The 23,921-nt window shown below is 54.2% G+C and carries 22 protein-coding genes; 10 read left to right on the top strand and 12 right to left on the bottom strand.

Translation table 11 applies throughout. The annotated features are described in order from the left end of the window. Positions 1–4: 4 nt before the first annotated feature. On the bottom strand, positions 5–1,555 hold the full coding sequence (locus tag C476_RS16695) for a ribonuclease H-like domain-containing protein (RefSeq protein ID WP_083857098.1): 1,551 nt from the start codon (positions 1,553–1,555) through the stop codon (positions 5–7). An 801-nt stretch (positions 1,556–2,356) separates the two neighbouring features. Here C476_RS16695 and C476_RS16690 point away from each other — a divergent pair. Continuing rightward, a complete protein-coding gene (locus tag C476_RS16690; RefSeq protein ID WP_008015134.1) occupies positions 2,357–5,845 on the top strand; it encodes an Eco57I restriction-modification methylase domain-containing protein in 3,489 nt (1,162 codons plus the stop codon). A 346-nt stretch (positions 5,846–6,191) separates the two neighbouring features. Here the strand turns inward: C476_RS16690 and C476_RS19185 are convergent, their stop codons facing one another. Beyond that, on the bottom strand, positions 6,192–6,572 hold the full coding sequence (locus C476_RS19185; RefSeq protein WP_008015133.1) for a helix-turn-helix domain-containing protein: 381 nt from the start codon (positions 6,570–6,572) through the stop codon (positions 6,192–6,194). 200 nt (positions 6,573–6,772) lie between these two features. Here C476_RS19185 and C476_RS16680 point away from each other — a divergent pair, with 200 nt between their 5' ends. From C476_RS16680 to C476_RS18555, 7 genes are all read left to right on the top strand, one after another. Continuing rightward, positions 6,773–7,078: a hypothetical protein gene (locus C476_RS16680; protein WP_008015132.1), complete on the top strand. Its 306-nt coding sequence runs from the start codon at positions 6,773–6,775 to the stop codon at positions 7,076–7,078. Further along, on the top strand, positions 7,075–7,707 hold the full coding sequence (locus tag C476_RS16675; protein WP_008015131.1) for a hypothetical protein: 633 nt from the start codon (positions 7,075–7,077) through the stop codon (positions 7,705–7,707). Before C476_RS16680 ends, C476_RS16675 begins: the two co-directional genes overlap by 4 nt. 264 nt (positions 7,708–7,971) lie before the next feature. Beyond that, on the top strand, positions 7,972–8,838 hold the full coding sequence (locus C476_RS16670) for a hypothetical protein (protein WP_008015130.1): 867 nt from the start codon (positions 7,972–7,974) through the stop codon (positions 8,836–8,838). Between the two features lie 458 nt (positions 8,839–9,296). Beyond that, positions 9,297–9,473 (top strand): hypothetical protein, encoded by a 177-nt coding sequence (locus C476_RS19065; protein WP_008015128.1) that lies wholly within the window; start codon positions 9,297–9,299, stop codon positions 9,471–9,473. Positions 9,474–9,923: 450 nt separating this feature from the next. Beyond that, complete coding sequence (locus C476_RS16665; protein WP_008015126.1) at positions 9,924–10,196, top strand: hypothetical protein; 273 nt, start codon at positions 9,924–9,926, stop codon at positions 10,194–10,196. A 734-nt stretch (positions 10,197–10,930) separates the two neighbouring features. Further along, positions 10,931–11,290 (top strand): hypothetical protein, encoded by a 360-nt coding sequence (locus C476_RS18560; RefSeq protein ID WP_152418248.1) that lies wholly within the window; start codon positions 10,931–10,933, stop codon positions 11,288–11,290. A 28-nt stretch (positions 11,291–11,318) separates the two neighbouring features. Further along, positions 11,319–12,716 (top strand): ApeA N-terminal domain 1-containing protein, encoded by a 1,398-nt coding sequence (locus C476_RS18555; RefSeq protein WP_152418247.1) that lies wholly within the window; start codon positions 11,319–11,321, stop codon positions 12,714–12,716. Positions 12,717–13,035: 319 nt separating this feature from the next. Here the strand turns inward: C476_RS18555 and C476_RS16655 are convergent, their stop codons facing one another. The 7 genes from C476_RS16655 to C476_RS16625 all read right to left on the bottom strand — a co-directional run bounded on the left by C476_RS16655 (position 13,036) and on the right by C476_RS16625 (position 19,753). Next, positions 13,036–14,769, bottom strand: coding sequence for a sensor histidine kinase (locus tag C476_RS16655; protein ID WP_008015122.1), 1,734 nt, complete (start codon positions 14,767–14,769; stop codon positions 13,036–13,038). Between the two features lie 41 nt (positions 14,770–14,810). Beyond that, positions 14,811–17,069, bottom strand: a complete 2,259-nt coding sequence (locus tag C476_RS16650; RefSeq protein ID WP_008015121.1) for an AAA domain-containing protein — start codon at positions 17,067–17,069, stop codon at positions 14,811–14,813. A gap of 156 nt (positions 17,070–17,225) precedes the next feature. Further along, positions 17,226–17,438 carry a hypothetical protein gene (locus C476_RS16645; protein WP_049912046.1) on the bottom strand — a complete coding sequence of 71 codons (213 nt, stop codon included), beginning with the start codon at positions 17,436–17,438 and terminating at the stop codon, positions 17,226–17,228. 102 nt (positions 17,439–17,540) lie between these two features. Further along, positions 17,541–17,732, bottom strand: a complete 192-nt coding sequence (locus tag C476_RS16640) for a hypothetical protein (protein ID WP_008015116.1) — start codon at positions 17,730–17,732, stop codon at positions 17,541–17,543. Positions 17,733–17,859: 127 nt separating this feature from the next. Beyond that, the gene (locus tag C476_RS16635) at positions 17,860–18,084 is read right to left on the bottom strand and encodes a HalOD1 output domain-containing protein (protein WP_008015114.1); all 225 of its coding nucleotides are present in this window, start codon (positions 18,082–18,084) and stop codon (positions 17,860–17,862) included. Continuing rightward, positions 18,077–19,012, bottom strand: a complete 936-nt coding sequence (locus tag C476_RS16630; protein ID WP_008015112.1) for an ArdC-like ssDNA-binding domain-containing protein — start codon at positions 19,010–19,012, stop codon at positions 18,077–18,079. The genes C476_RS16635 and C476_RS16630 overlap by 8 nt, the downstream gene beginning before the upstream one ends. A 183-nt stretch (positions 19,013–19,195) precedes the next feature. Further along, positions 19,196–19,753 (bottom strand): hypothetical protein, encoded by a 558-nt coding sequence (locus C476_RS16625; RefSeq protein WP_008015110.1) that lies wholly within the window; start codon positions 19,751–19,753, stop codon positions 19,196–19,198. A gap of 332 nt (positions 19,754–20,085) precedes the next feature. Here C476_RS16625 and C476_RS19715 point away from each other — a divergent pair, with 332 nt between their 5' ends. Then, entirely contained in the window at positions 20,086–20,214 is a 129-nt protein-coding gene (locus C476_RS19715) for a hypothetical protein (protein ID WP_262488534.1), read from the top strand. A 72-nt stretch (positions 20,215–20,286) separates the two neighbouring features. Here C476_RS19715 and C476_RS16620 read toward each other — a convergent pair whose 3' ends face one another. After that, complete coding sequence (locus C476_RS16620) at positions 20,287–21,681, bottom strand: DUF6498-containing protein (protein WP_193788172.1); 1,395 nt, start codon at positions 21,679–21,681, stop codon at positions 20,287–20,289. Between the two features lie 85 nt (positions 21,682–21,766). Beyond that, complete coding sequence (locus C476_RS16615; RefSeq protein WP_008015107.1) at positions 21,767–22,210, bottom strand: DUF4870 domain-containing protein; 444 nt, start codon at positions 22,208–22,210, stop codon at positions 21,767–21,769. Positions 22,211–22,486: 276 nt separating this feature from the next. On the opposite strand from C476_RS16615, the gene C476_RS16610 reads away from it, so the two are divergent. Next, on the top strand, positions 22,487–23,461 hold the full coding sequence (locus C476_RS16610; protein ID WP_008015105.1) for a hypothetical protein: 975 nt from the start codon (positions 22,487–22,489) through the stop codon (positions 23,459–23,461). 181 nt (positions 23,462–23,642) lie between these two features. Here C476_RS16610 and C476_RS16605 read toward each other — a convergent pair whose 3' ends face one another. After that, the gene (locus C476_RS16605; RefSeq protein WP_008015104.1) at positions 23,643–23,870 is read right to left on the bottom strand and encodes a hypothetical protein; all 228 of its coding nucleotides are present in this window, start codon (positions 23,868–23,870) and stop codon (positions 23,643–23,645) included. Between the last annotated feature and the right edge of the window lie 51 nt (positions 23,871–23,921).

The following is a 23,921-nucleotide window of genomic DNA, read 5'->3' as shown; positions in this document are numbered from 1 at the left end:
GATATTACGAGAAGTCCGAAAGCGAACCTTGTCTACTCTGTTCACCCGTTCGATTCTTCGGCATCTCTGTTCCCGGGGGCCGGCGACTGGCATCCTGAAGTGCTTCATAAACCGTTGCTAACGCCCGTACATCGTCTTCGCAGTAGGCCTCAAGGCGATCCCAATCCGGCTGATAGCCGTCCGATTGGTTCGCAGTCTGTTGCCACGTATTGTACTCTCTCGCAGCTGTACCACCATCAACGCCAGTCGTCGTCGACTCCCATCCAAGTGCTGCGGCGACGGCCTCTAGCCGGTTGCTCCGGGCCGGGAATGTGGCGTGTCCTTGCGTCGTAGCGTAGTACAGCGGGTCGAACTGATAGCGACTCTCCCAATCGTCGACCCATTCCGGAGCATCTCGCTCGAGGTGGCGTTTGATGATAGGGAAGTCGAAACCGTAGCCGTTCCAGGCGACCACGGGTCGCCCTCCTGCTACGCCAGTCAACCACGACATAAACGCATCGACGTGTCCGATTGGGTCGTCATGCTCCTGCTGGCGGAACGGGAGATAGTGTCCTTCCTCACTCCCGCCGTCGAGAACGCCAACCAGCCATGCTATTTCGCCATTGAAGCCGTTGGTTTCGACATCGATGAACACCGGGTCGCCGTTCGGAAGCGTCCCACCGTCTCTCGGAACGACCTCGCCGGTCGCGATAGCCGTCGCCGATTTATGAACTGCCGTCGCCGTCTTCTCACCGAACCCGCGAATCTTGGCGAGCGCCTTTGGCGTCGTCCCCGCAATCGCGTCACGAGAGTTGAATCCGTGATCTCGAAGCCGCTCGGCTTTCGTCGGCCCGATTCCCTCGAGTCCCTGAAGCCCGAAGTTCGTCGGGTCGTGCGTCTCGACCCTGATAGCCCCGTTCGAGTAGACTGACAATTCGATGAGTGGGCGTTCGTTCTCGTCGATAGCAGCGCCGACAGAACTAGTCGGCGGGCCAGCACCATGAATTGGATAGGTGTCTGTCGCCGTCTCGTATCGCGCCTGGTACTCTGCTCGAAGCCCGGTTGAGACATGTGTAATTAGCGACTCGTCGAGCCAGCCATCTGGCAGGGAGTCGAGATATTCATCGATCCCCTCAAGCCGGGTTTCGCGGTGATGCGGGTCGATAGTCAACTCAAGACAGTTGCTCACGAGATAGCAGTGTTCCAACCCTGCGAATCCCCCGCTTCCCCCCGTTTCTCGGGGAACGTCCGTCGGCGTCGGTGGCAAGTGGTCTGGCGTGGGGACCATCGCAAAGAGAACGCCCGAACCCCCCACGGCATGATAGCTGGCAGACCGACTCGGGTCGACGACCGGAATATCAGTAATCCTCGTCACTGGTGGAAGGGCGACATGTGTCGAGTTCGGTGGTGTAGCGATGATGATATCAGGGCCGATAGCCTCGATCGCATCAGCAACGACGTCGTGAACGTCGTACTGCTTCACCACCGGTCCCGGAATGGCGAGTACTGTCGCCGGCGTCTCCCCTTCTTGTGGGAGCCTCGTACCCGGTAGGGGGTCTGTTTCGACGGGTACCATTTATTATACTGACTGATTTCGATTACTAAGTATCTATGCCCAGTGTGGTGGAAGTGAAAACAAAACACGCAGGTTTTGTCATTACGTCCCATTCACAGCGTGTCATAGAATACGACTCACACCCTCTACCTGACGATTATACAGCTCTCAATTCGTGTATGATCCTGTAGTTTCGCCACTCATTGACTTTGTTTAATACATATGGCGTGAATAATATCTGTTGAGAACCATTGTATGGCACCCTCTCCATTCATGCAATTACGTAGATTCAGCGTGTCATGGAGATATTCACAACCACTCAATAGTGTGCGTACGCTCCTCTCGTTAGGCCGTAACATCAATTTCCTAACTGTCTAAGCGTCATTCACGATGGATTATAACTCAACACAGGTGTTCCTTCCACCACGTTAGCGATGCTTCGAACGTTCGTCACGAGCTACGAGAACGCTGTCAAACTCGTCCAGTCGCTCAGCGAGATCGTTCAGCAACCCGGTGAGGAAACAGAAAAGAACGAGTAGCTCTGAACAGCCTGATCATTCGTCTTTAGCTAAGACTGATAGTAATATTCAAAGCTGGGAATATAACTAAAGGTATTGGGAAGGCCAATTCAGCCGGTGAGACGCTGTTCATCGTGAAACCAGATGATAAGAAACGCTGAGAATTGGTGTCTTCGGCGTTTTGGCGAGGGGTACGAGCGAAATTCGATCGAAGATCACGGCTAGATAGTATTACCATGAGTATTAGCTAAAGACGGATGGTGGTGCAGTATTTATTTAACCGGCTGGTGACTCGGATGCTGATATGAGTAGTGCTGAGGCCACTGAGGTAGAAGATGTTCTAACCCAATTCCTTCGTAATCTTGAGTCAGAGGTTGGAAGCCACGACTTTGAACGGATTCTACGGGGAGAGAAGACCAATATCACCCGGGCCGAATTAGGACATGGTCCAGAGGCTTGGACAGAAGACAATTTGATTTGGCCTCTAATTGAGGCCGTTTCTCTTGAAAAAGAAGTCCGGCCATTCGGGTCAGGAAATAAACAAAGCCTCCCAGATTTCGAGATCACGAATCTAGGTAAAGAGGTCCTCGGCGAAAATAAGACGCCGAATAATCTCGACGACGCGATATCCGATATTGAGGAATACCTCGACAGAAAGTCACTGGGTCCTGATTATGGAATCGCCACGGACGGAATAGAGTGGCAGCTGATTAAAATTGAGACAATGGGGGACTCGACGGACTATGTTGTGCTAAAGAGTGCGAATCTGCGCCCAGCAATGGCTGAGATTGCCAGCAGAGAGGGGTTAGTTGGCTCTATCACGGACTACTCAGATGACGAGGGAACTGCCGGGGACGACTCAATCGAAGCTTTCGTCGAAGCCTTTGAAGAATCTACCCTGAATCGGTTCATTACGAAAGAGGCCCCAAAGAGGCTCCGAGACCGACGTAAGCAGGACGTAGACGAATTCTTCGACCTCTATATTGAGCTGTTGTTCGGGGAAAGTGATTCTGAGGGGTTCAATTATGAGACAACGCTATTCAATACAATCCGAACACCCCATGGCGCAACCGATGATGAAAAACGGCTCTTTGCAATTCGTCTGACAAACCGCTTGCTGTTTATAAAGTTCCTTGAAGAAAATAATGTGCTTAGTGAAGGGTTCCTTAGATCGCGTGTTAGCCATTATTCGGAGAACTCTGAAGAGCTAGGTGGAGGGCTCTATGAAAGCCAAATCAAACCTATAATCTATGGGCTTTTGGACACCCCTAAAGGACAGCGGAAGCCGAGATACAGAGACGATAATAAATGGTTCTCTGATGTCCCTTATCTCAATGGTGGGCTGTTCTATCCAGCCCTCGACCGAGAGCTGGGATACGATGTTGATGACCGAATTCTCCCGGTACTAATCAAGGACCTGATTGAAGGTCATGAGTTAGATCTCGATGGGGAGATTGACCCTGCCCTGCTCGGAAGCGTTTTCGAGAAAACGATTAACCACATAGAGGAGGGGAAAACGCAGGAGGATATGGGAGCGTACTATACCCCTACTGACGCAACTCAAATAATCGTAGAGCAGTCGATTGACCCAAAAATCCGAGAGACACTGATTGACTGCTTTGCCACAGAGTTAGAGGCCGCAGAGATTGCTAGTTCGGAGGAAGTCCGCCAATACGCCGATGGACTCTCTCTCGAGGAGTTACTTCTAGATGTGGAGGATGGGAAGGGCTGGTTCGGTCGACCGGACGCGGAAGATGCAATTGAGGAAGCAGTGGAGGCTCTTGCGTCGATTGATATACTGGATCCTGCTTGTGGTAGTGGCCACTTCCTCACTACGGCAATGGACGAGGTTTTTCGAGCCCAATTGTCACTTAAGCGTGGTATCGAAGGAGGAAGTTCGATTTCTGACAAATACAAATATAATCTGAAATCTGATCTGGCCCTAAACTCGATTTACGGTGTTGACGTTGACGAGATTGCGGTAGAAATCGCCAAGCTGCGCACTTGGCTGAAGATTCTAGAGGAGAACCGCTGGGATGAGTCATTTGGACGGTTACCAAATATCGATGTCAATATCAAATCGGGCAATTCCCTTGTGGGCTACCCAATCAACGCAGAGGACCCAAATACAAACATAACCGACTTTGGGGAAGACATCGATCTGGTTGAGGACCTTCGAGAAGAATACAGGGATGGAGACTTCAGTAGCATCCAGGAAGCAGAAGACCTCTTAGACTCTGAAATCCGGCCGGTTCTAAATCAGGAGTATGTTGACGAATTGGATGGTGAATTCACCGCCACCATTGAGGAACGAGGTGCCCTCGAGAATCTTCTTGACGCGGTTCCTGATTCCAACCCGGCCCATCTGAAGATTCCACAAGTCAGAGTTCGAAGAGAGAGCGGAGAAGGGCTAAGCGATGACGATAAGGAGATACTTGAGGAGATGGGGTTCGAGTGGCAGGAGTGGCGTGAACCGAATAAGTCCGCCACATTGGATGTCGAGGATTTCGAAAAGACTCCCGGAGAAGTTAATCAGAGAGAGGCACTGCGGGAGAATCTCCTTGAACTCGTTGATGATCACTTTTCGTTGACTCTCACAAGGCGGCCGCTTACCTGGGATATTGAACGCTCACTCGGAACACCGTTCCACTGGCCTGTGGAATTCCCCGAAGTAGCAGAAGATGACTTGTCGGTATCATTTGATATCATCGTTGGAAATCCACCGTATGGAGATGTCCTCTCGGAACCTGACAAGAATCTGGTGTCGACCTACAAGACAGGAGGCGTGAACGAAGTAGCGTCCCAGTTTGTTGAACGGCAATTGGATCTACTTGCCGAGGGAGGCCAGTTCGGAAACGTTGTTACGTTGGCAATTGCGTACGAAAAGGCGCAAGCACCGACAAAAGAGTTAGTTTCGAATAAACTGAACGATGCCAGAATGGCCTGTTTTGCTAACCGACCTAGTCAACTCTTCGCAGATGCGCAACCTAGGCCCGCGATTGTTTCTGGGAAGCGGGTTGAGGGAGATAACGGGACGATGGAAACAACGCGCTTTGTGAGATTTACAGCGGAAACCAGGGAGGAGGTTATGTCTGACCTCAGTTATGAGGATACTGAGGGTCTTCATCTAGGTGAGAGAATCGGGTCCGGTGAACAATACTCAATTCCAAAGGTTGGGGACGCAACGACTCGTAGCATTCTTGAGAAGTTAAAGAACCAATCTCGGTTCTTGGGTGACGAGTATAAAAAATCGTCAGAAAAAGAATCTGGAGACGGCTATGATAATCTAATGTGGCGTCGTCGTGGAGCAGGTTACTGGATTCACCCGATGCTCGAAGACCTCTACCCGCAGGGAGACACGCCAACGAGCATGTATGAGATGTATTTTGACTCTGATTTGAAGCGAAAAATAGCCTTCATCTCCCTCCAATCCTCGCTATACTACGTCTACTGGATGGCGTACAAGAACGGCAGAAATATGGACTGGATGGAGACCCAGGCGTTCCCTATGCCGGATGATGAAACGCTTGAAGAGCATGCATCTGAGATTGAGGAAGTGGCAGATCGATTGTGGGAGGCCATGGAGAACCGCTTCGTCGGGAATATCCGGCAGGTCTTCGAGCGAGCTGTTGAGCTCAAACCCATAGTTGACGATGTGGACGACCTCATTGGTCCGATGTTCGGGCTATCTGAGGAGGAAGTACAGTACGTCAAGGACTATGACACGGAGCACGAACGTGGTTTAGACACAGGTGGGAGTATAACTCTGGAAGAAGCGGTGAGCAGCCAATAACAACCTGAGAGTTCTCCCATCCCCCTGGGGGTACGCGTTGTCAGAATCCGATTCCCGAATATGCACACGAGCCGCAACTTGTCGTGTGTACGTTGACAATTTGGGGGTTCCGAAGTAAACGACCTGTCTGTGCCTGTTTATGCGATCTGCCTACGTATCGATGTTGACATCTCTTGAAAAAGCTGGGTTCGTGTGTGCGAGTTGTCTCAGAGCTGCTGCTGAAGGTGACTAATCTCGGTACCGAACATATCAATATCCGATCGGCGACTAGGGGAGCGCGACGAGTACGTCGCGGACCTGGGTGAGCGACTGTTCGCGAACCTCAAGATCCGACAATGGCTGCTGGTTACTCCTCGTGATCACGCTTCTGGACGACGAGGGTACCATCTTCCGCAATAATCTCATAATCGAAGCTCAGACCATCGTTATCCGAGAGCCTAATCCGGTCACACTCGCCGACGAGGTCGCCGCCGTCAATGTAGTAGCCGTCCGAAGTGATGTCTTTCACACGCTCGCCAGCCGTCGAAGCTCGCGGATCGTTCTGTAGCTCGTATAAGCCCTTGTGGATCTTCTTGACGTGACCACCCATCATAAGATCGCGCAAGCGCGACGAGACCAACTGCCGGCTCTCGTTAGTTTGGTCTGCGAGGTAGCTTGGCGTTGCGCGGCCTTCGGCGAGCTTGTCAAGGATCGATTCGTGCAGCGCGTCCAATTCGCTCTGGTCCATAGTTGTTACGCTCATTCGCGTATCACATGCGTATTACGGTGACAATTGCAAAATACGTTGCGGTCAGAAACAACGTTTACATTTACAACGTGAATGTTAAGTGCCTATGGCGCATACTGTAGGATAGAGACGCAGGGTGGCTCGGGAGAATTCCCGGCCCGGTGCTGGAACACCGGACCTGTGTCCTCTGGACAAGGACAATGAGTGTTCAACCGCGAACCCACGAAACGGTTTCGGAAGCACAGACTACCAACCCACGTGCCGATTACATCTCTGTCGGCATCGACAACGAGGGTGCACACCACGTCTACCGGACGACCGACGAGTCTGTTCACGTTATCGAGAACGGCGAGCGCACCGTCCGCTACGACCTCGAGGACGTCGAGAAGACGATCGACGACTGGATCGACTACATCGCCGATCGACGCGGCGGCTTCGAAGCGCAGTATCTGTTCAAGACGATGGCTGACGCGATCGTCGGCGCTGTCGAGGTGAGCGACCAATGACGATCGTCAACGATCACGAAGCTATCGCAAAGCGTGCCGAACAACTCGAGTGCGAAGGCGCTCGCGAGATGCGCCTGCGAGCGGAGGCCCGCGCCGTCGCCGGCTACGAACCGGGCGACGTTGAAGCGACCGACGGCTCGGAGATAATTATCGCTGACGACGATAGCCGAGCCCAGACTCTCGAGACCGAGGACGGAATTCTACTCGTCGATGCCGATGACGACCCACGCATCGCAACCGACGGCGGCTGTGACCAGTCCACCGAACCGACCGTCGAATTCGTGTTCGAGTACACGTCGATCAACGGCCGTCGCCGCCGGGTGATGGTTGTCCCCGATACCGGTGGCGAAGCCTGGCGGATCGAACACGAACGCCGCAATAACACGTGGAGAGAAACTGGTCGCGAACCGATTACCGAAGTCGACCTTCACGTACAGGACCGTTCCAGCGAGCACGACACCAGTGAACTCGAGCATCAAAGACAGTCTGCCGTGCCCGATGGCGGCCACATGAACCGTGAGACGTTCCTCACGGAGCAGAGACATTACTGCGATATCTGCGAGCGTCCGTTCGATTCGCTCACCAAGCTGGCAAGCCATGACTGTCGACTCCAACCCGAGGGTGGGTAGCTGAGCCAGCACACAATCTCGGGATCACGTTGACTTATCCAGTGCAGTAGACCATACTCCGTCACTCGAGACGGAGCCACTAACCCCGGCAGATCGACATCGGTGTTCCTGAACACGAAGACGTCTTTCGGGGAGACGGCCACTGCGATTCCTCGAGACGGCTCTCGAGTCGGTAGTCTACTGCACTACCAGCGTTCCCGACATCGACCAGCAGCGCGAGTCGAATCGCCCGACAATGCCACCGAACCCAGAATCCAGAACCAAATGAGCGCGAACACAGACTGTCCCGACCCTGATGCACAGACACTCCAAACACTCGTCGACGAACTCGAGCGCCTTCACGAGCGTGTCACAACCCTCGAGTCCGAACTCTCTCGAAAGGACGACCGCATAGGCCATCTCGAAGCCGAACTCGAGGAAGCTCACACCGAAAACGAGAACCTCAAAGCACGGCTCGAGGACCTGGAAGAATCACAGACACCCATCGAAGCACGACTGGACGCCCACGAGAAGAAACTCAACGCCAATAAAGATCGCGTCGGTGAACTCCAGGCACGAGAACTCGAGAAGGGTGCACACCTCTTGGAGGAACACATCGATAATGGGGAGATCGACGTTATTGATGGCCGCCTCGAGCGTATCCGCAAAGACGACGGTGAGAGCTACTTCCGATTGCCTGAGAGTGACGACCCACTCGAACGTGGTGGTGATGTCTCCCTCTCGTATGGGGATCTACTGCCACTCCAGCAGCTCGCGAAGATGGATGAGGATATGCTCCGGGCAACGACATCGGCGCTCCCGTCACGACTCGCTGCAAAGCTCTGGAAGGCACGTACCGATCCGTCGGTTGGAGACAATCCCTGGCGGAAGGGGAGTACAAGCGTTCGAGAGTACGTCACCGCCGGCGATATGAAACACTGGATTCGACGACAGGAGAAGGGCATCAGTGACGACTACGCGAAGAAGCTGGTCTCCCGAACGATCGATGCGTTACTCAATCTCTCGAAGAGCAGGCTTGCAGTTAAAAAGCGGACACAGCGCAAGAACGGCCTCGAGTACACAGAACGACGCGTCTTGTTGATGGACGATGTCGATATCCTCGGTGAAATGGCCGGTTCCAGAGACACCTGACGTCGACGGTTGAGGGTGTCTCTCGACTACCCACAACCCCTGAGAAGGGTATCACTCTATCCGCCTATCTAATATCCAGCACAGGAGCGGTTGTATGCAGTGTACCGTTAGTCTGTAGTACGCCACTTGATCGGTCGTTGTCGGTCTTACTCCAATGACTTCCCTGTGGGTGTCCCTGAAGACGCCAGCTGTCACCGGAATCTTCTCGTCTCGAGATCCATTCTACGTCCGTGGGTAGTGCAGGATGGAGAACTGACCTAGCGTTACCAGAAACAATTTTGGATGTCAACGATTGCGGCAATCATGGGTGTGATCTGTATTTTCAAGGGTCACAAACCACTCTCCCAGAGTGCAGTCGCTGTCCGACCGACGGACTGGGTTGGCTAACTCTGAATCTGGCGACTGCCAAACTCACATGCTTCAAACGTTTATATCAGAAGCCGCACCCAACGCCGGCGATGCCCACTGATCGCCAAGCAGACCTCCTGATTGCCGTCGCACTAACTGAGTTCTCAGTCCACTACGAAGTTGCTGCCCCCGGACTCGCCGAGCATGCTTGGCAGCTGGCTGCTGATCGCCTCCTCGAGTACGATGTCGAACCACGTGAAGCCACTGGCGCACTCGAGATCAAGTAGCTACCGCTCACCGTCCTTGATCAGACCTCAAAAGCCACCCGGATGGGCGTAGAGTGGTGGCCGCCGGGCGGACTGAAATAAATAGGGTCGTGGATGATTTAACTGGCCTGTCGCGCGGATAACGCGACAAGTGAGATATTTGAGAGGATTACTATCAACCTCGCTTCGATTCTCAGTTGGTCAGAACCGTCTCCATTGACTCTGTGATCATCCACTGTTCTGTTGAGGTGCTTGGAACCGTCCTGTATGGCTTTGTGATCGACCATCTTCGTGCGAGATGTCAAACTCGACGGAAGCTGTCGACGAACTCGTCATCAACCTCCCGTTCGACCCAGAGGCTGGTGACGCAGCAGCCGCCGAACCATAAAATCTCACTCGATTACGAGCAAAACCCGTATTCAACGGGTATTGTTAAGCGGATGACTGTCGAAACAACCAGACAGAACTACAATGGCTCGCGTCACAGATCCACGGCCACCACTTCCGGAGTGGATTCTCGAGTGCTACGACCGGTTGTGTACGCAGGCCTGTCGGCCAGACCACGGAGAAGACAGCGTTCCGCTGGTCGATTACGAAGATGCCACCGATATCCTGGCCGCTGATTCGGAGTTAGCGCTCGAGCAACGGGATGTCGAGTACGCACTTACGCGGCTCCTTGAACGGGGCTACTTCTACGAAGTCGAGGATGAACTTCGGATCACATCCCCAGATAAGCATTGTTAACGCCTCTTCGAAGAGCTGTCCTGTATACCGATCTCGTGCCACTGCAGTCTATTCGAGTTAGTCCTCCATCTCGTCACTTTATTACCGAAATTGGCCAAAAGCGATGGCTATGCCCTGCTAGACCTCCTCTCCATATTCTTTGAATACAGACTCGAATCCCCTCGTCGACGACCTGCTGGACGAGTTCAGCGAACGAACTTCGATTATCTGATCAGCTAGGTGTGACACAGGCGGTTCGTCAAGATTGTAGGCAGCATGTAGTCGTTGACGGACGGCTCTGCCTCGTTCGAGGTGAAGAAGTTCGCGGCGGCTCCGCCTTTCGTAACGGCGCCGTAGAACATGGGACAGCCAGCTCACAGCGTCCGCCATCGATATGTAATTGCAGTTCAATTGACGGCTGATCAAGTTTATGCGGAACACAGCTATGCCGCTATTAGCGGGTTAGAGCAACTGGTACATGTAGAGAATACCCCTCACACATACTCGCTTTTCAAGAAACACCATACGGCGTAGGCCTCCAGACCGCTATATGCCTATGTACAACTAATGCCATAATTATCTATACTCGCGTTAAGCCGATAGGATCGAACTAACAGATATATTTAACACCAGACTTGACAATCTCTACTTGTAAAATATAACGATGCCTGAAGCTTCGAGAAGAAATTATACTACATGATCAAACAGCATACATTCAAGTCATAGCAAAATCATCTTCCGTAATATAGAGATAGATGATGGATTCTCTGCGGAAGGGTCTTCGTAATAGAGAGATAGGAAATTTGATAGCTAAATTTCTATTCTTGTTGGTTGCTTTAGTTTCTCTATACAAGGCAGTCACTATTACAGAATGGTGGCAAGCAATTCCGTTTCTCGGATTAGTTTTAATATGTGGATTGCTAATCAGTGGGGGTTATGAGGATGTCAAATTCACGGTGATGAAGCTAATTGGGATGGAAGTCACTAGTCCTCAAGAAAATGGTACTGCTAAAGAAATACAAGACCTCTTAAAGGATAGGGACACAAGTGATTTGACAGCAGTGGATGTGAATGAAGATGAAGGGAGATATCAAGTACAGTTTGAACGAGATTAACCTATGATACAAAATAAAGATCAAAACCATGATTGAGGAAAAAGAGTTCCAAGGCTATTGGTGGCTCCCAGACAACCCTGACAAAAAAGTCGGCGGAATAGCGTCATTTTCACCCTCTGACGGTGTTTCGTTAGAGCTGTTCTCTATCTTAAACGAAGATTCTGAATATATGGGTAGTGGCAATGTTTTTAGACCGGATTTTATTCACGGAATTACTACATCTGGGGAGAAGATAACCTTGGAGAACTGCATTCGAGGAAACTACTCTATGTCTTCTTCGCAGGGAGTGAGTTCAACGAACTCCGAATATCAAGCTATCTCTCTTCTCTCTGGAGGACACTTCACAGATGACATACATTTTGACAGATTCCGTGCCCAATTTCCACTTCTTACAAAATGGACGGGGATTACTGGAATCAACTATTCCGGATCGGTCTTTGAAGGAGGTGAAGTGTCTGCTGGAGATACGTTCGAAATCACTTATGAGTTTCCAAAATCAATTACAGCAGATCTAGATAATGCAGAACTTAAGCTAATATTTAATGCAGATTTCAATATGGGAAAAGTAGGCGGTGCCTCAATAGATGAAGAAGTCTATTTTGACATTATACCTACTTCAGGTGACCTATCTTACGATGAGGGAGTGGACTATTCCAGAACGTTGCAGGATTTCATTACCTTGGCAACCGGCAAAGAGGTTCAACCATCTACGTTAGTTGGCCGTATAGAACGGGACGACCAGCCCGGTTATAACGATGTGGAGGTTCTTTTTTCAACCAGTGGGGATCTTAAACTGCCAGATAGCCTACATCCATTAAAAGCGAACTTTGTCCTTGCAGATATTGTCGATAATTTCACTGAAGTCATGAACAATTGGTTTTCGGATTATGAGGAATTAGAACCCGTATATAATCTCTATTTCAGTGTTCAATATAACTCGGAGATGTATCTTCAAAACCAACTTCTTTCTCTTACTCAAGCGATAGAAACTTATCACAGAAGAGAAATTGGTGGGCAATATATTTCCGACGACGAATTTGAGGAGTTTTATGAGGATCTCTGTGATATGATTCCAGATCGATTTGATGAAAGTTTCCAGGCACACTTAGAGAGAGGAACATTCAAATATGCAAATGAGTACTCACTCCGAAAGAGACTATCTGAGCTGGTTTCAGAGCATGAAAGTATTTTCAATGAACTACCTCTAGATATAGAGTCAAGTGTAAATAAGATCGTGAACACTCGGAATTATCTAACACATTATGATGATGGCATCACACCTCGTGCAGATGCAGATGAACTCCATCCCCTTATTCTACGGCTAACAGCCATCCTTGAAACTATACTTCTGTCGGATCTTGGCATACCAGAAGATCAGATTTTAGAGCGTCTTCAACAGCGGTATTCAGAGCGCGCAAGATCGTAGATTTGATGAGAATGTCATAGAAGTCTTCTCACACCGTGATCACGGTGCTTCCTGAATTGTCTCCACGTCATAGTTGGTGATCGAAACGTACTGAGATCCGATGCAGAGTTGGCACTCAAGCAACGGGACGTCGAGCATGCACTTACTCGGCTGCTTGAACGAAGCTACTTCTACGAAGTCGAGGACGAACTTCGGGTCACATCCCCAGAAGAACAGTGTTAACGACTCTTCGAAAAGCTATCCATCGATAAATCAACGCACTATGTCGATATTGGGCCACTGCACTTTCCTTGAGTCGGTCTCCCACCTCACCGCTCCATTACCGAAATTGACCAGAGGCGACACCTTCGATCTGCTGGAGATACACCTCATACTCGTCGAACACGGACTCGAATCCCTCGTCGACGATCTGCTGGACGAGTTCAGCGAACGAACGTCGATTATCCGGATCCTCCACGAGCGACCGAAACGTACTCTCGAAGTGATGCCCGTGCGAAGGTCGATCACGACTCGAGGTCTCGTGAGCCGCTTCGTGTAACACTACGAGATACAGATCGTGCATCCAGACTGCACGCTGTCGGCTCGTCACAGAGGAGTCGCTGATCACGATGTACGTCCTGCCGTCGGTCCAGGCGTCGGCACTCGCCTCGCCGTAGTACACGTCCCGCTCAATCCCAAGTTCGCTTGTGAGCACTCGAGCGAAGCGGAGATAGCGCCGCTGATCAGCGTTCAACTGCGATTCATCCTCGATGCGATGATAGCCCGTCCAGACTCCTTCTGACTCGGCTTGCTCGCCAACATCAAACGTCTTTGGCATCGTTATCGATGTGTCCTCGTCAGTGGCGAGATCACGAAGTCGCTGCGTCGCTGCATCACTCGTATCGAGGACGACGTAGCCACGCTCGACGAGTTTGTCTGCGCCTTTCTGGGCACTGTCGACCCACCCGATTTTCGGGGCCGCCTGGATCTCCTCGAGGCTGATTCGGGACTCGGTTGCCAGCTCGAATAGCTTGCGCTCGGCCCACTGCTCGTCCGATGACTCGGACGCCATCGCTTCGATCATTACTTCCCGACTCTCGGCGGTCAGCCGATCGTCCGAGACCTCAGCATATAGATCGTCACGTGTCTGCTCGAGTGCGTCGTCGATCCGTTGCCAGCGATCACAGCCTGATTGGATATCGTTACGGGCAAAGTTCAGCGTCAAGTTCCCCTTCGAGACGACGACTCCGCCGACTCCGTACTCCCGTTTCGTCGTCACGTACAACCCGTTACTGTAGATATCGAGTCCCTCGTGAGGCGTGTATTCGAGTGCGAGGATCGCATCGTCGGTTTCACGAGTGAGCGACGGATGTGGAGAGTCCGCCACTACCTCGAGTGGATCGCCGTTGTCGACTGGCTCGCCGTTGATCACGACCGAGACGCCTGTCCGGGATTGAACGTATGCGAAGCGCTTGCGAAGATCGCGAACGTAGCGTCGCCAGCGGTAGCTGTCCGGGTCCGGCACTTCGTCTTCGTAGTGATCGATCTCGACGAGCATCCCCTCGAGATGATGCTCAGCATCCACGAGTTGGCCATCGCGCCCGTTGACATCTGCCCACGGCCCAGAGTTGCGTCGATTGCGATAATCGAAACACAGTGCGGTGTCGTGGCTCCAGATTCGAACGGCACCTTTCGCGATGATCGCACCCTTGCCGATTCCCCACTCGCCGATTGTCTCGTCGTCCGATCGTTGCTTGCTTCCCGCGCCGAGTACTGAGAGGTTGCGCCGCCCTTCGGTCGACTCGAGATCGACACCAGCACCGTCATCGAAGATGATCGACCGCTCGGGTGAGATGCTGACCAGCACACGGGATGACCCAGGACTGTCAATGCCGTTTTGGACAGCTTCGCGAATCGCGTCTGTGAGATCCGCCATTTGGTCTTCGATGAGGTACGTTGCGACCCGCTCGTCAGCGGTCATCGTCACGGTCTCGTCAGTCGATGGCTGACTGACCGGCCTTGAGTCGGTTGTCTCGTTCGTGGTGAACTCCGATAACGTCGGATGATCTGTCATGGTGTCCACCCATGTGGCACCACAGAAACCGAACCGTGCGGTCACTTGGGAACAGGAATGAACTCTGGTTCGACTTGACGTAGTCTCCCGGTGTTCTCGAGGAATGAGTAGAGATCGTCGTACAGGCCAGCGTCTTCGTCAGTGCCGTCTGCGGATGAGCGTAACGTGTACCAGTCTCCGACGATCGCACAGAACCGTTGGGCACGAGTCATCGCGACGTTCAATCGCCGAGGACCGTCAATGGGTCGCCCGAGGAAGCCTGTCTCGCCCGCTGCGTTACTTCGAACTAGCGAAATTACGATTGCGACCTTTTCGCTTCCTTGGAAGGAGTCGATCGTGTCGACCGAGATGTCCCTTCCAGAATCAATATGTCTCGCTAACTTCTTTCGAATAGCGTTAGCCTGGGCCGTGTATGGCGTAATGACGCCGACTTCGGATGAGCTGAGATCTGCATCGGCGAGTAGTTCACCGGCGATATGGGCAACGAGTCGCACCTCTGCGTCGTTGCGCTTGGAGTGATCGATCGTCTCTTCGCTCCCACCGATATCATAGCTGACGAATGCCGAACGGTCCTCGAGTGCGGTAACGTCACGCCCTTGCCGCAGGGCCCGGTCGTAGAAGCGGCTGTTCGGAAACCAGGCGATATCACGATGCATCCGGTACTGCGTTCGGAGCTGGATACCGACTCCCTCGTAAATACCGCCGTCAGCGTAGAGGTGTTCGAACAGGGAGAGACCGGCTGCAGACTCCGGCGGCTCCTCGGTTGCACTGAATGGCGGCAATTGCTTGTGATCGCCTGCGAGGATCACTTTGTCCGCTCGCGCAAGCGGAATACACGAGGCGGTGCATGTCGCCTGTGTCGCCTCGTCGAGGACGAGCACATCGAACTCTCGCTCGAGGGTCGCTGCGCTGCTGTTCGTCGCTGCGACAACATCGGCTAGTCCGTCGCAGGTAGCATACTGGGTGCTAACGACTTCATTTGATGATCTGCTGGCGTTCACGCGTCGGAGTACGAACTCGCCGGCACCGTGTTGTGCATGGGCGTGCAGTGATCGGTCGTCGGTCTCAGTCGCTGTACTCGAGCCAGCAACGAGATTGTCGACTGCTTGGTTCGAATCGGCACAGACGAGGACGTCGTCCCCAGCCTCGACTGACCGCCTGACGACTTCGACGAGCGTTCGCGTCTTGCCTGTGCCTGGTGGTCCATGAATGCAGAAGAGGGGATCAGCAAGGAGGGCACAGGACACTGCAAGCTCCTGTTCTTGATTCAGCTCGACGTCTTGCTGACTACTCTTGACACCAGCCGTGTCCCCGAAGGTGACTGCTGTGTCGCCTGTCAAGAGCGCGCGTTGATCATCACGGTCGCGAACGCGCGCAATCGCAGCAAGTTCGCGCTCGTACGGAACGGGATTCAACAGTTGGGTGAGTGCAAAATCCCGTCGCTTCTGGCGGAGGAACGCACCGACAGTCGACCGGTTCTTGATCGTATACCAGTCGATAGCGAGACTAACGGTTAGTCCCTCGATCGCATCGACTGTCGCTGGAATCGGGAACGCGTCTGGTGAGTGTTCTTTACTTGGTGGGTGGAGGAGCACTTCGTTTCCTTCGAAGATCCGGAATTCGCTCTGGACGACTCGATACGTGTCATGCTGCCGATCTACTTGCCCGTCATCGATTCTGAATCGGTAGACACCATCTTCTGGTTGACCAAGGGATGCAAGCGATGGAATCGCACCGAACCCCTCGGCACGGAGTGCCTCGGGCGTCGACGCGGCTGCTTTCGCTCGGTTTTCATCACGTTGGGCATCCATCTCCGCTTGGACAAATGACTCGAGTTCGTCAAAGAAGGTGTCCGTGTCGTTGTCGTCAGAAAGCGGATTTCGCGGTGGTTCCCGCTCTGCAATGGGAGAGTCGAAGTACGACGGCGGATCGTCAGGCGCGTAATCGGAGTGCCAGAAGCGTACCCGGTTGGCTAGCGATGAGACGGCAAACGTGTCTTGATCGACCGAAGCATAGTCGCCGCCATCATCGTAGATGAAAACATCGCCATGGAGTGCGTGTTCTGTGAAGGCGAGATATTCGCCCGAGAGTGCTGCGCTATTGCGCGCATGGAGTGGAACCACAATCCAGTCGTCTTTCTCGGGATGTGCGAGTTGGTCGTGGTAGCTCGCATATTCAACGATCCCATCGATTGGAATGGGGTCATCACGCACCGGTTCGAACGTCTCGTCTGCCGGTGAATGGAGGGCAGCACTCGAGAGGTCGAACTTGCCGATCGCACTCTCGAAGAGGAGAGACATGTCGATCAGAACGAAGCACTGAGTCCTAAATCTTCCCGTTCAGTGAAGTCATCACATAGCTAGTAGTTTTGATAGAGTGTGTCACAGACCACTTCTCATGAGGTTAATTACCTCTACTTCTCGATGAAGCGGCCGACAAATGGATCTGCGAATTAGTCACTCTCCTTCCAAGCGATCATCAGAATCATCGACAGTAGGAGCCACTATGAAGAACTCATTGACGAGATATACAATTGTACCCGTGGATATGACGAGCAGCAGACCTGCCTCTGATGCCCGCTGGAGGCTCACACCGGTAATTGTGATGGTCGCAACGAGGATTGCCGTACATCGTCGGATTGTCTGACGAAGGAGGGCGGCATCGTCCATATCCTTTCCTCTCATCACCAGCAATAAAAATCGCGGCTCTGTTTAAATCCTCTTCTTCAGATAGATCCTTACCTGAAACACCCGGTCAATGAGAGCTACGAATTACTCGCTTTGGGGCGAATTCCCAATTGCTTCTCCCGCGAGACCGTATATGAGGCCGAGAAGACCGATGAGGAGTCCGAAATGGAGTGAACCGGGTGAGGCATACATATCAGGAGAAAGCATCGCAATTCCTCGGTGTACGGTCAGGAGTACCGCAAACACCTCGATGAGGATCGCCTTTTGGAGGGACATTCACCTAGAAGCAGCGCTTGTTTTACGTAAATCCTACGATAGATGAGTCGTCTGTACTTATCATTTATTGCGATTACCAGCTCAACAGATCAGATAATCTATGACGGCCTTGTTTTGGCATCCCGTTCTACGAAACCTTGACCGTGACCTCATCAGATGGTGTCACTACCACACAGAACTCACCAATCGAGTATCGAATCTCGAGATCAGTACCTGTCTGTGGGCCCGTCGAGTCTACAAGCCGCTCGAGGGCTTCGGCGTCGATCTCTCGCTGGAGTTGGTACTCGTCTCGATCGAGGCCCTGTTCCTCAAGTGCAGTGATGATCTCGAGCAGAAGCGGTCGATCACTCATCGTCGACCACCTCACTGACGATGTCGATGACCTCCTGAGCGGTCGAACTGATCCGCTCAAGCCGGTCGAGGATCGTTTTGGGCTCGTCACCGTGCCACGCGGCGAGGTAGAACGCTGACCCACTGGTATCCAACTCGAAGTGCCGTCCAACGATGTAACCGACCGCTTCGGCCTCGAGTTCACGTTTCGATCGCTCAGCCTCGTCGTCGACGCCACTGTGTAACAGCGCGTGGGCGTACTCGTGAACGAGTGTGACGGCGAGGTCAGCCTCGTTCTCACGATCACGGACGGCGACGCGTGGCTGCTCTTGAGGGCAGTACTCACAGATTCCCTTGGCACTCCCATGCGACCAGTCCTGGGGTGGCACGACCTCTACGTCCACCTCGAGGGGATCTGCTGCCTCGAGGAGTGCGGGGACCAACTCGTCAGCTTGTCCCCTGGCTTCGGTCTCGAGGTCGGGCAATGGCTCACCATCAGTCTGTGAAATATCGAAGACGGGTGCTGGCCGAAAGCCTACGAGTCCCTTTTCCCAACTGTCCGGCGGTGTCTCGTTGTACTCACAGTCACTGCGCTCGTGGTACGACGGCGAGTTTCCGCAGTCGGGACACTGCTTTGCGATGATGGGTGCCCAGATCCAGATCGCTGTCTCCCCTTCTTTGACGTGTCGGTCAAACTCATTTTGCCACGTTCGGTAGCCGGCAACGCGCGTTGCATGCGGACACTGGAGCTTGATCAACAGCGTGTTTCGGTGGGAGTAGTCGTGGAAGCGACTCTGGACGTCCAACCACTCTTTGAACTGCTCGCTCGAGACGGCGTCATCGACCTCGTCGACGAGGTCCTGGACCCACGCCTCGATCGTACTGTGCATCTCGTCGTGCCGGGTGTCCGAATCGTCGAACGTTTCCCGGGAGCTGCTGCTCGTAGCCATGTTTGATCACTGCTTCTCGAGTCGAGTCGAATCGAACCGACTCGAACTGAACTCGAGAAGACCTCCACCCCTCAGTGGGGCTCACAAAAGACTCCAGACTCGAGCAGTTGGAGAGTCGTTAATCATCGGGCTCCTCGTTGTCAGTGGCGTGAGCTGAGCCAACAATCGTTCCGCAAATTCGGCCTACAGTTTCTCGAGAGCAGTTTCCAGCGGTCCATGAAACTGCCATGAGGCTTGCTCGAACGCGCTGTCTGTCGGCCCGTCCCACCGAGGAAAGCCGGCATGGTCGCTCACCTTGACGGTCCACTCGGCCGGTTCGTCAAATGGATTTCGCGTTGGCAGTTCGACGATGTAGAGATACTCTTCGTCACCGTGAATGCCAGTGGCAGGATTCTCAACGCCGTGGCCGAGCAGGAATAACGGTTGCTCGAGATGTGCCATGTTCGACGGGTCCAGCAAATCATCCGGCTGGTCTGCGCGAATGTGTCGCTCACGTCCCTCGTCCACGTAGAGGCCCATACTCGAGAGCGTCTCGAGGAAGATGAACTGCGCAGCGGCGTAGCTGGGTCCACGTTCCGTTCGTGTCTCATCAAGCAACTGCTTGAGTCGAGTAAGGTCTTGGAGAACGCTTTCCGGATAACCGTCGGAATGCCGGTAGACCTGTGCGATGCGATTGGTTGAGTCCTGTTCTGCTGCAGACTCGTTTCGGTGGACAAATCGGAGTTGACTACGGGTTGACATCGATCTCTCCTCTCCGGCGCGGGTGCGCCGGCACCCATCACCGGCGCACAAACAACTCCTGCGGACAGGGTAATCTGGCGTCTAAGTACGGCTCCGTCGACTCTCCGTACCAGATGGGATACGTCTACGGGTTCGCCCATGGTGTTGGACTCGCCCTGCTCGAGACGTTCTCTCCGTAGAGTGAGTCATCAAACTGTTCACACAGTCCATATTGAGGTCTCCCGAATCGACAAGTACAGCATCTGCATTGACCACAACCCAGTCAGAATATATCACTTGCTGAGGATTCCAATAGAGTCGGCTCAGCCGATGAGTCCTCGCTCGAGGTCTGCATGGAGGACAACATTTTCTGGACCGACATCCTGACGATCAACCCAGGATTCGAGTTCAAAGTCGCCATCGTCAGCGACGTCCCCTTCTCGAGTCAGGGCTCGTCCGCCCCAGAGCTGTCGGAGTTCTGATCCCGATACATGGGCGGACGCGTCGCGGTGACCGGCTGCGACGCGCCCGCTCCGCCCGCCGTCGACGTCGGCTCAGGCGGCCGGGAGCGCCCACTGCCACGCCGATCTGAGGACGACGACGCCGAACGGGCCGCCGAACCCGGCGGCGGCCGCCCCGACGGAGGGAGCGTAATAGGCGAGGCCCGCCACGGCGGCGACGCCACAGGCTCCGACCACGGCCGCCACCCCGGCCACACGTCGGTCAAGCGGGCCGAACGCCGTCGTCTCGACGGGGAGTTCGAACGCCTCGGCGGCCCGGTCATACTCCCGGAGGTGCGCGACGCTGAGGTCGTACTCCCCCACAGAGGGAGTGAGCGAGAACGTCCGAGTATCACAGGCGCGGTCGACGAACTCTCCCTCACACAGTTCGGCGTCCCGGAGGTCGTCAACGGGGATCGTCCACTGAACCGCCTCGGTGAGGTCGTCGTACGCGACCACCGTGTCGTCGCGACACTGGTACACCAGTGTACCGTGAGTGAGGGCGTACTCGACGGTCTTCAGCCCACCGATGCCGGCCGGCAGGAGGCCGAAACAGATCACCGTGGCAGCGACCAGCCCTGTCGATCCGCTGGTGAGCCCAACCCACGCGAAGAGGTACACCGGGCCGCTACCGATTGCGGACTTCGCGCCCCGCCAGAACGCGGCGCCGCGGACGGCGCGCCGGTCCGGACGGACCTCAGCCGTCGGCGACGCATCCGGAGCCGCCACAGGCGGGAGCGTCCCCACCCCCTTGTCGGTGGTGGACGACTGCCCGGCGCGGTAGTCCCCCCACTCCGCGAATAGCTTCACCGTGACGAACGCAACCAGCGCGCCGGTCGGACCACCGGCGGCCGCGAACCAGAGTAGCACCACGGCTACCCCGGCCTCGTTCTTCGCGCTTCTGATCACGTCCCGAGGGGTACTCGTCTCGTAGCGCCGCTTGCGGAAGTACTCGCGGTTGATGACGCCGACTTGAGAGACAATCAGGGAGACGGCGCTCGCCGCCACCATCGGATCGGCGAGCGTCGCCGGCACGTCGATGAAACGGCTCAGTACGGCGAGGTATATCCCAAGGAGCGCCACGCCAGCCCCGAACGCTTGCAAGACGAACGGGAAGTTCCGGGGGCAGATCGGTGGGAGCGAGTCGACGGCCGTGACGCTCCCACGCCGGCGGTTGAGGTCGCTCGGTCCGACGGAGACCCCGCCTAACTCGTCGGACTTGAGCGGGTTATCCTCCTGTGGGCGCTCCAGATCGTCGTAGTTCGGCGGGCGGCGCGCGAATAATGCCTTCAACCCGGCGAACGGGACAGCGACGACCAATTCCATCGCGTAGACGACCGTGAACGTCTGTGCGCTCCACCCGAGGTGGAACACGCCGACCAGCGGGATGACGTTCGCCGCGACTGTCACCAGAAACACGGCAGATGAATCGTTCGATGGTGGCTTCATAGATCCATCATCTGCAGTTTGAGCACGTCCAGTTCAATCTCGGCCATGTTCAACCAGCTTCCCTTCTTGAGATAACATGAATATCCTACCTATATCGCTCGACGAAAGCGATCGCTCCAGGATACGTCCAAGTCGATCCAGATATCGCTTTTACCGTTGCGACGATGGTGTACACCAATGTAAGAAATATTGCAATCACTAGGACGATTATCAGGAGGAATCCGACGAGCCCAAACACGATATCGAGAGGGGCTGGGAGCAAAGAAACCTCAGTTGTTTCTCCTAGGACAGTGATCTCATCGGCGCCGAGAAAGAACATCACAAGGGCGACAATCATGAGTACGGACACGGTAACGTGCCAATTGATGGTGTGACGGGCGTTCGTCCGTGTGAACTCGTTATCTGAAACAGCGTACAGGATTAGGGGACCGAGAAATCCAGTAAACAGTCCAAGCAGGTGGACAAGGATGCCACCGATAGAGCGTTCATCGGACAGTTCAGGGTCAGATGGAGTTGCTGTGAAGGTCATGGATGTGGTAATCTGTGATCTGCAGGTTGTTCTGTGTCTCTTTCATGTAGAATTTATATCATTATGGGTGTAAGTACCTTTGGTCTGGAAGACATGCGCCTTATTCCCTGCAAGATGATATGGATACCATCTACAATTGATAGGTGGCTCAAGGTCAGTTCGCACAGCTACTTACCGGTCAATTCACCGCAACAGTCGGTGGATCAAACCAGTGGGAGAGTTCTCTGATACCCGTCAAGAACAAGGTTTAGTCGGGACGGCGCGTAACTCCCCCGTATGCCATTCAGCGTCAGTTGGCACACGCTTCTCGAGCATCTGGATGAGCTGCCGGCGGACGCGACACTGATCACACCGTTGTCGCACTCCCACATCCATATCACAGATATCCAGGAACACCGCGTTATCGTCCAGTTTGACGAGTCCACCGAGAAGCGTCCGCTCCAGCGTGAGCAGTTTGAGTCGCTGTATCATCAGATACAGACTGCGCACGACGGGTTCGATCTCGACCGGCTTCCGCCAGATGCTGATCCGTATCCAGCGGTGTTGAGCGTCCATCCCCGGTTCGAGATCGACGAGGACGCGGGTGTGATCGCCGAGACAGACGGGCCGACGACGACCCAGCTAGCCGACACAGCACACGAACCAGACACCGATGACGACCGCACTGAACCAGACGGCCTGGATATCTACTCGGATGGTCTACTCCTAATCGATGCACTCGAGCGCCACGACGTAACTGACCTGCCTGAGTTGGAGACGGCCACGCTCGTCAATCTCTATACGCTGCTGTCGGATGTCCAGCGTGACGCCAACGACTTTCGCCAGGAGGTCGCTGACGTACTTCTCTCCCGGCTCCATCACGACCGTCCTGTTGCGGGCCAGTACGGCTCGGTCCAGCGTACGAGTCGTCGCAACCGCTCGCTCAAAGACGACGAGAAAGTCCTCTCGATGCTCGAGGCGGAAGGGATCGACCGTGAGCGCGTCATGAGTGTTGATCGCCAGAAGGTCGACGAAGCACTCGACGTGACGACGCTCACCGAGTCCGATGTCTACGAGATCGATGAGAGCGAGTACGTTCGAAAGGCGGAGGTTGACGACGACGTCAAGGAGTCGCGCCTCCAGGGCTTGAAGGACCGACTTGCTGCCAGCGAGGAGGCAGAGGCTAAGGAACTGCGACAGGAGATCGAGGCACTCGAAGAGCGTATCGACGACCTCACGAGTTTCCGAGCAGGGACAGAAGTACAGGGATGACTGCTAACGGCTTTTGTGGCACCACGNGCACTCGAAGAGCGTATCGACGACCTCACGAGTTTCCGAGCAGGGACAGAAGTACAGGGATGACTGCTAACGGCTTTTGTGGCACCACGTGCAGAGCAAGGAATTGGCAGGGTTCCTCCCGGTCGTTCTGCAATCTGATACTGGCAGTGTCGAATTAGTCATCATCGTCCTGTGAGCGGAGTTCGATAGCCCGCTTCTCGAGTTGGCGGAGGATCGGGACACGTTGTTGGTGTTGGTTTTCGTAGGCGATGCAGGCTTGCAGCGTGTCCATATCGTTGATCGTCGCGATGCTGGCGTCGATGAGCCGTGTGTTCGGTGCTTCGAGCCGCTGTGCTGGTGAGAGGTCGCTCGAGTCTTGGGAGTATTCTGGCGTGTCGCCCATTGGATGTTGCCTCTACCCCTGTTGAGGCATGAAAAACTGTATTGCTCTATA

Source organism: Natrinema limicola JCM 13563 (genome assembly GCF_000337475.1).
GTDB lineage: Archaea > Halobacteriota > Halobacteria > Halobacteriales > Natrialbaceae > Natrinema > Natrinema limicola.
The sequence above is the reverse complement of the archived record's forward strand: the minus strand, read 5'-3'. Positions and strand labels throughout refer to the sequence as shown.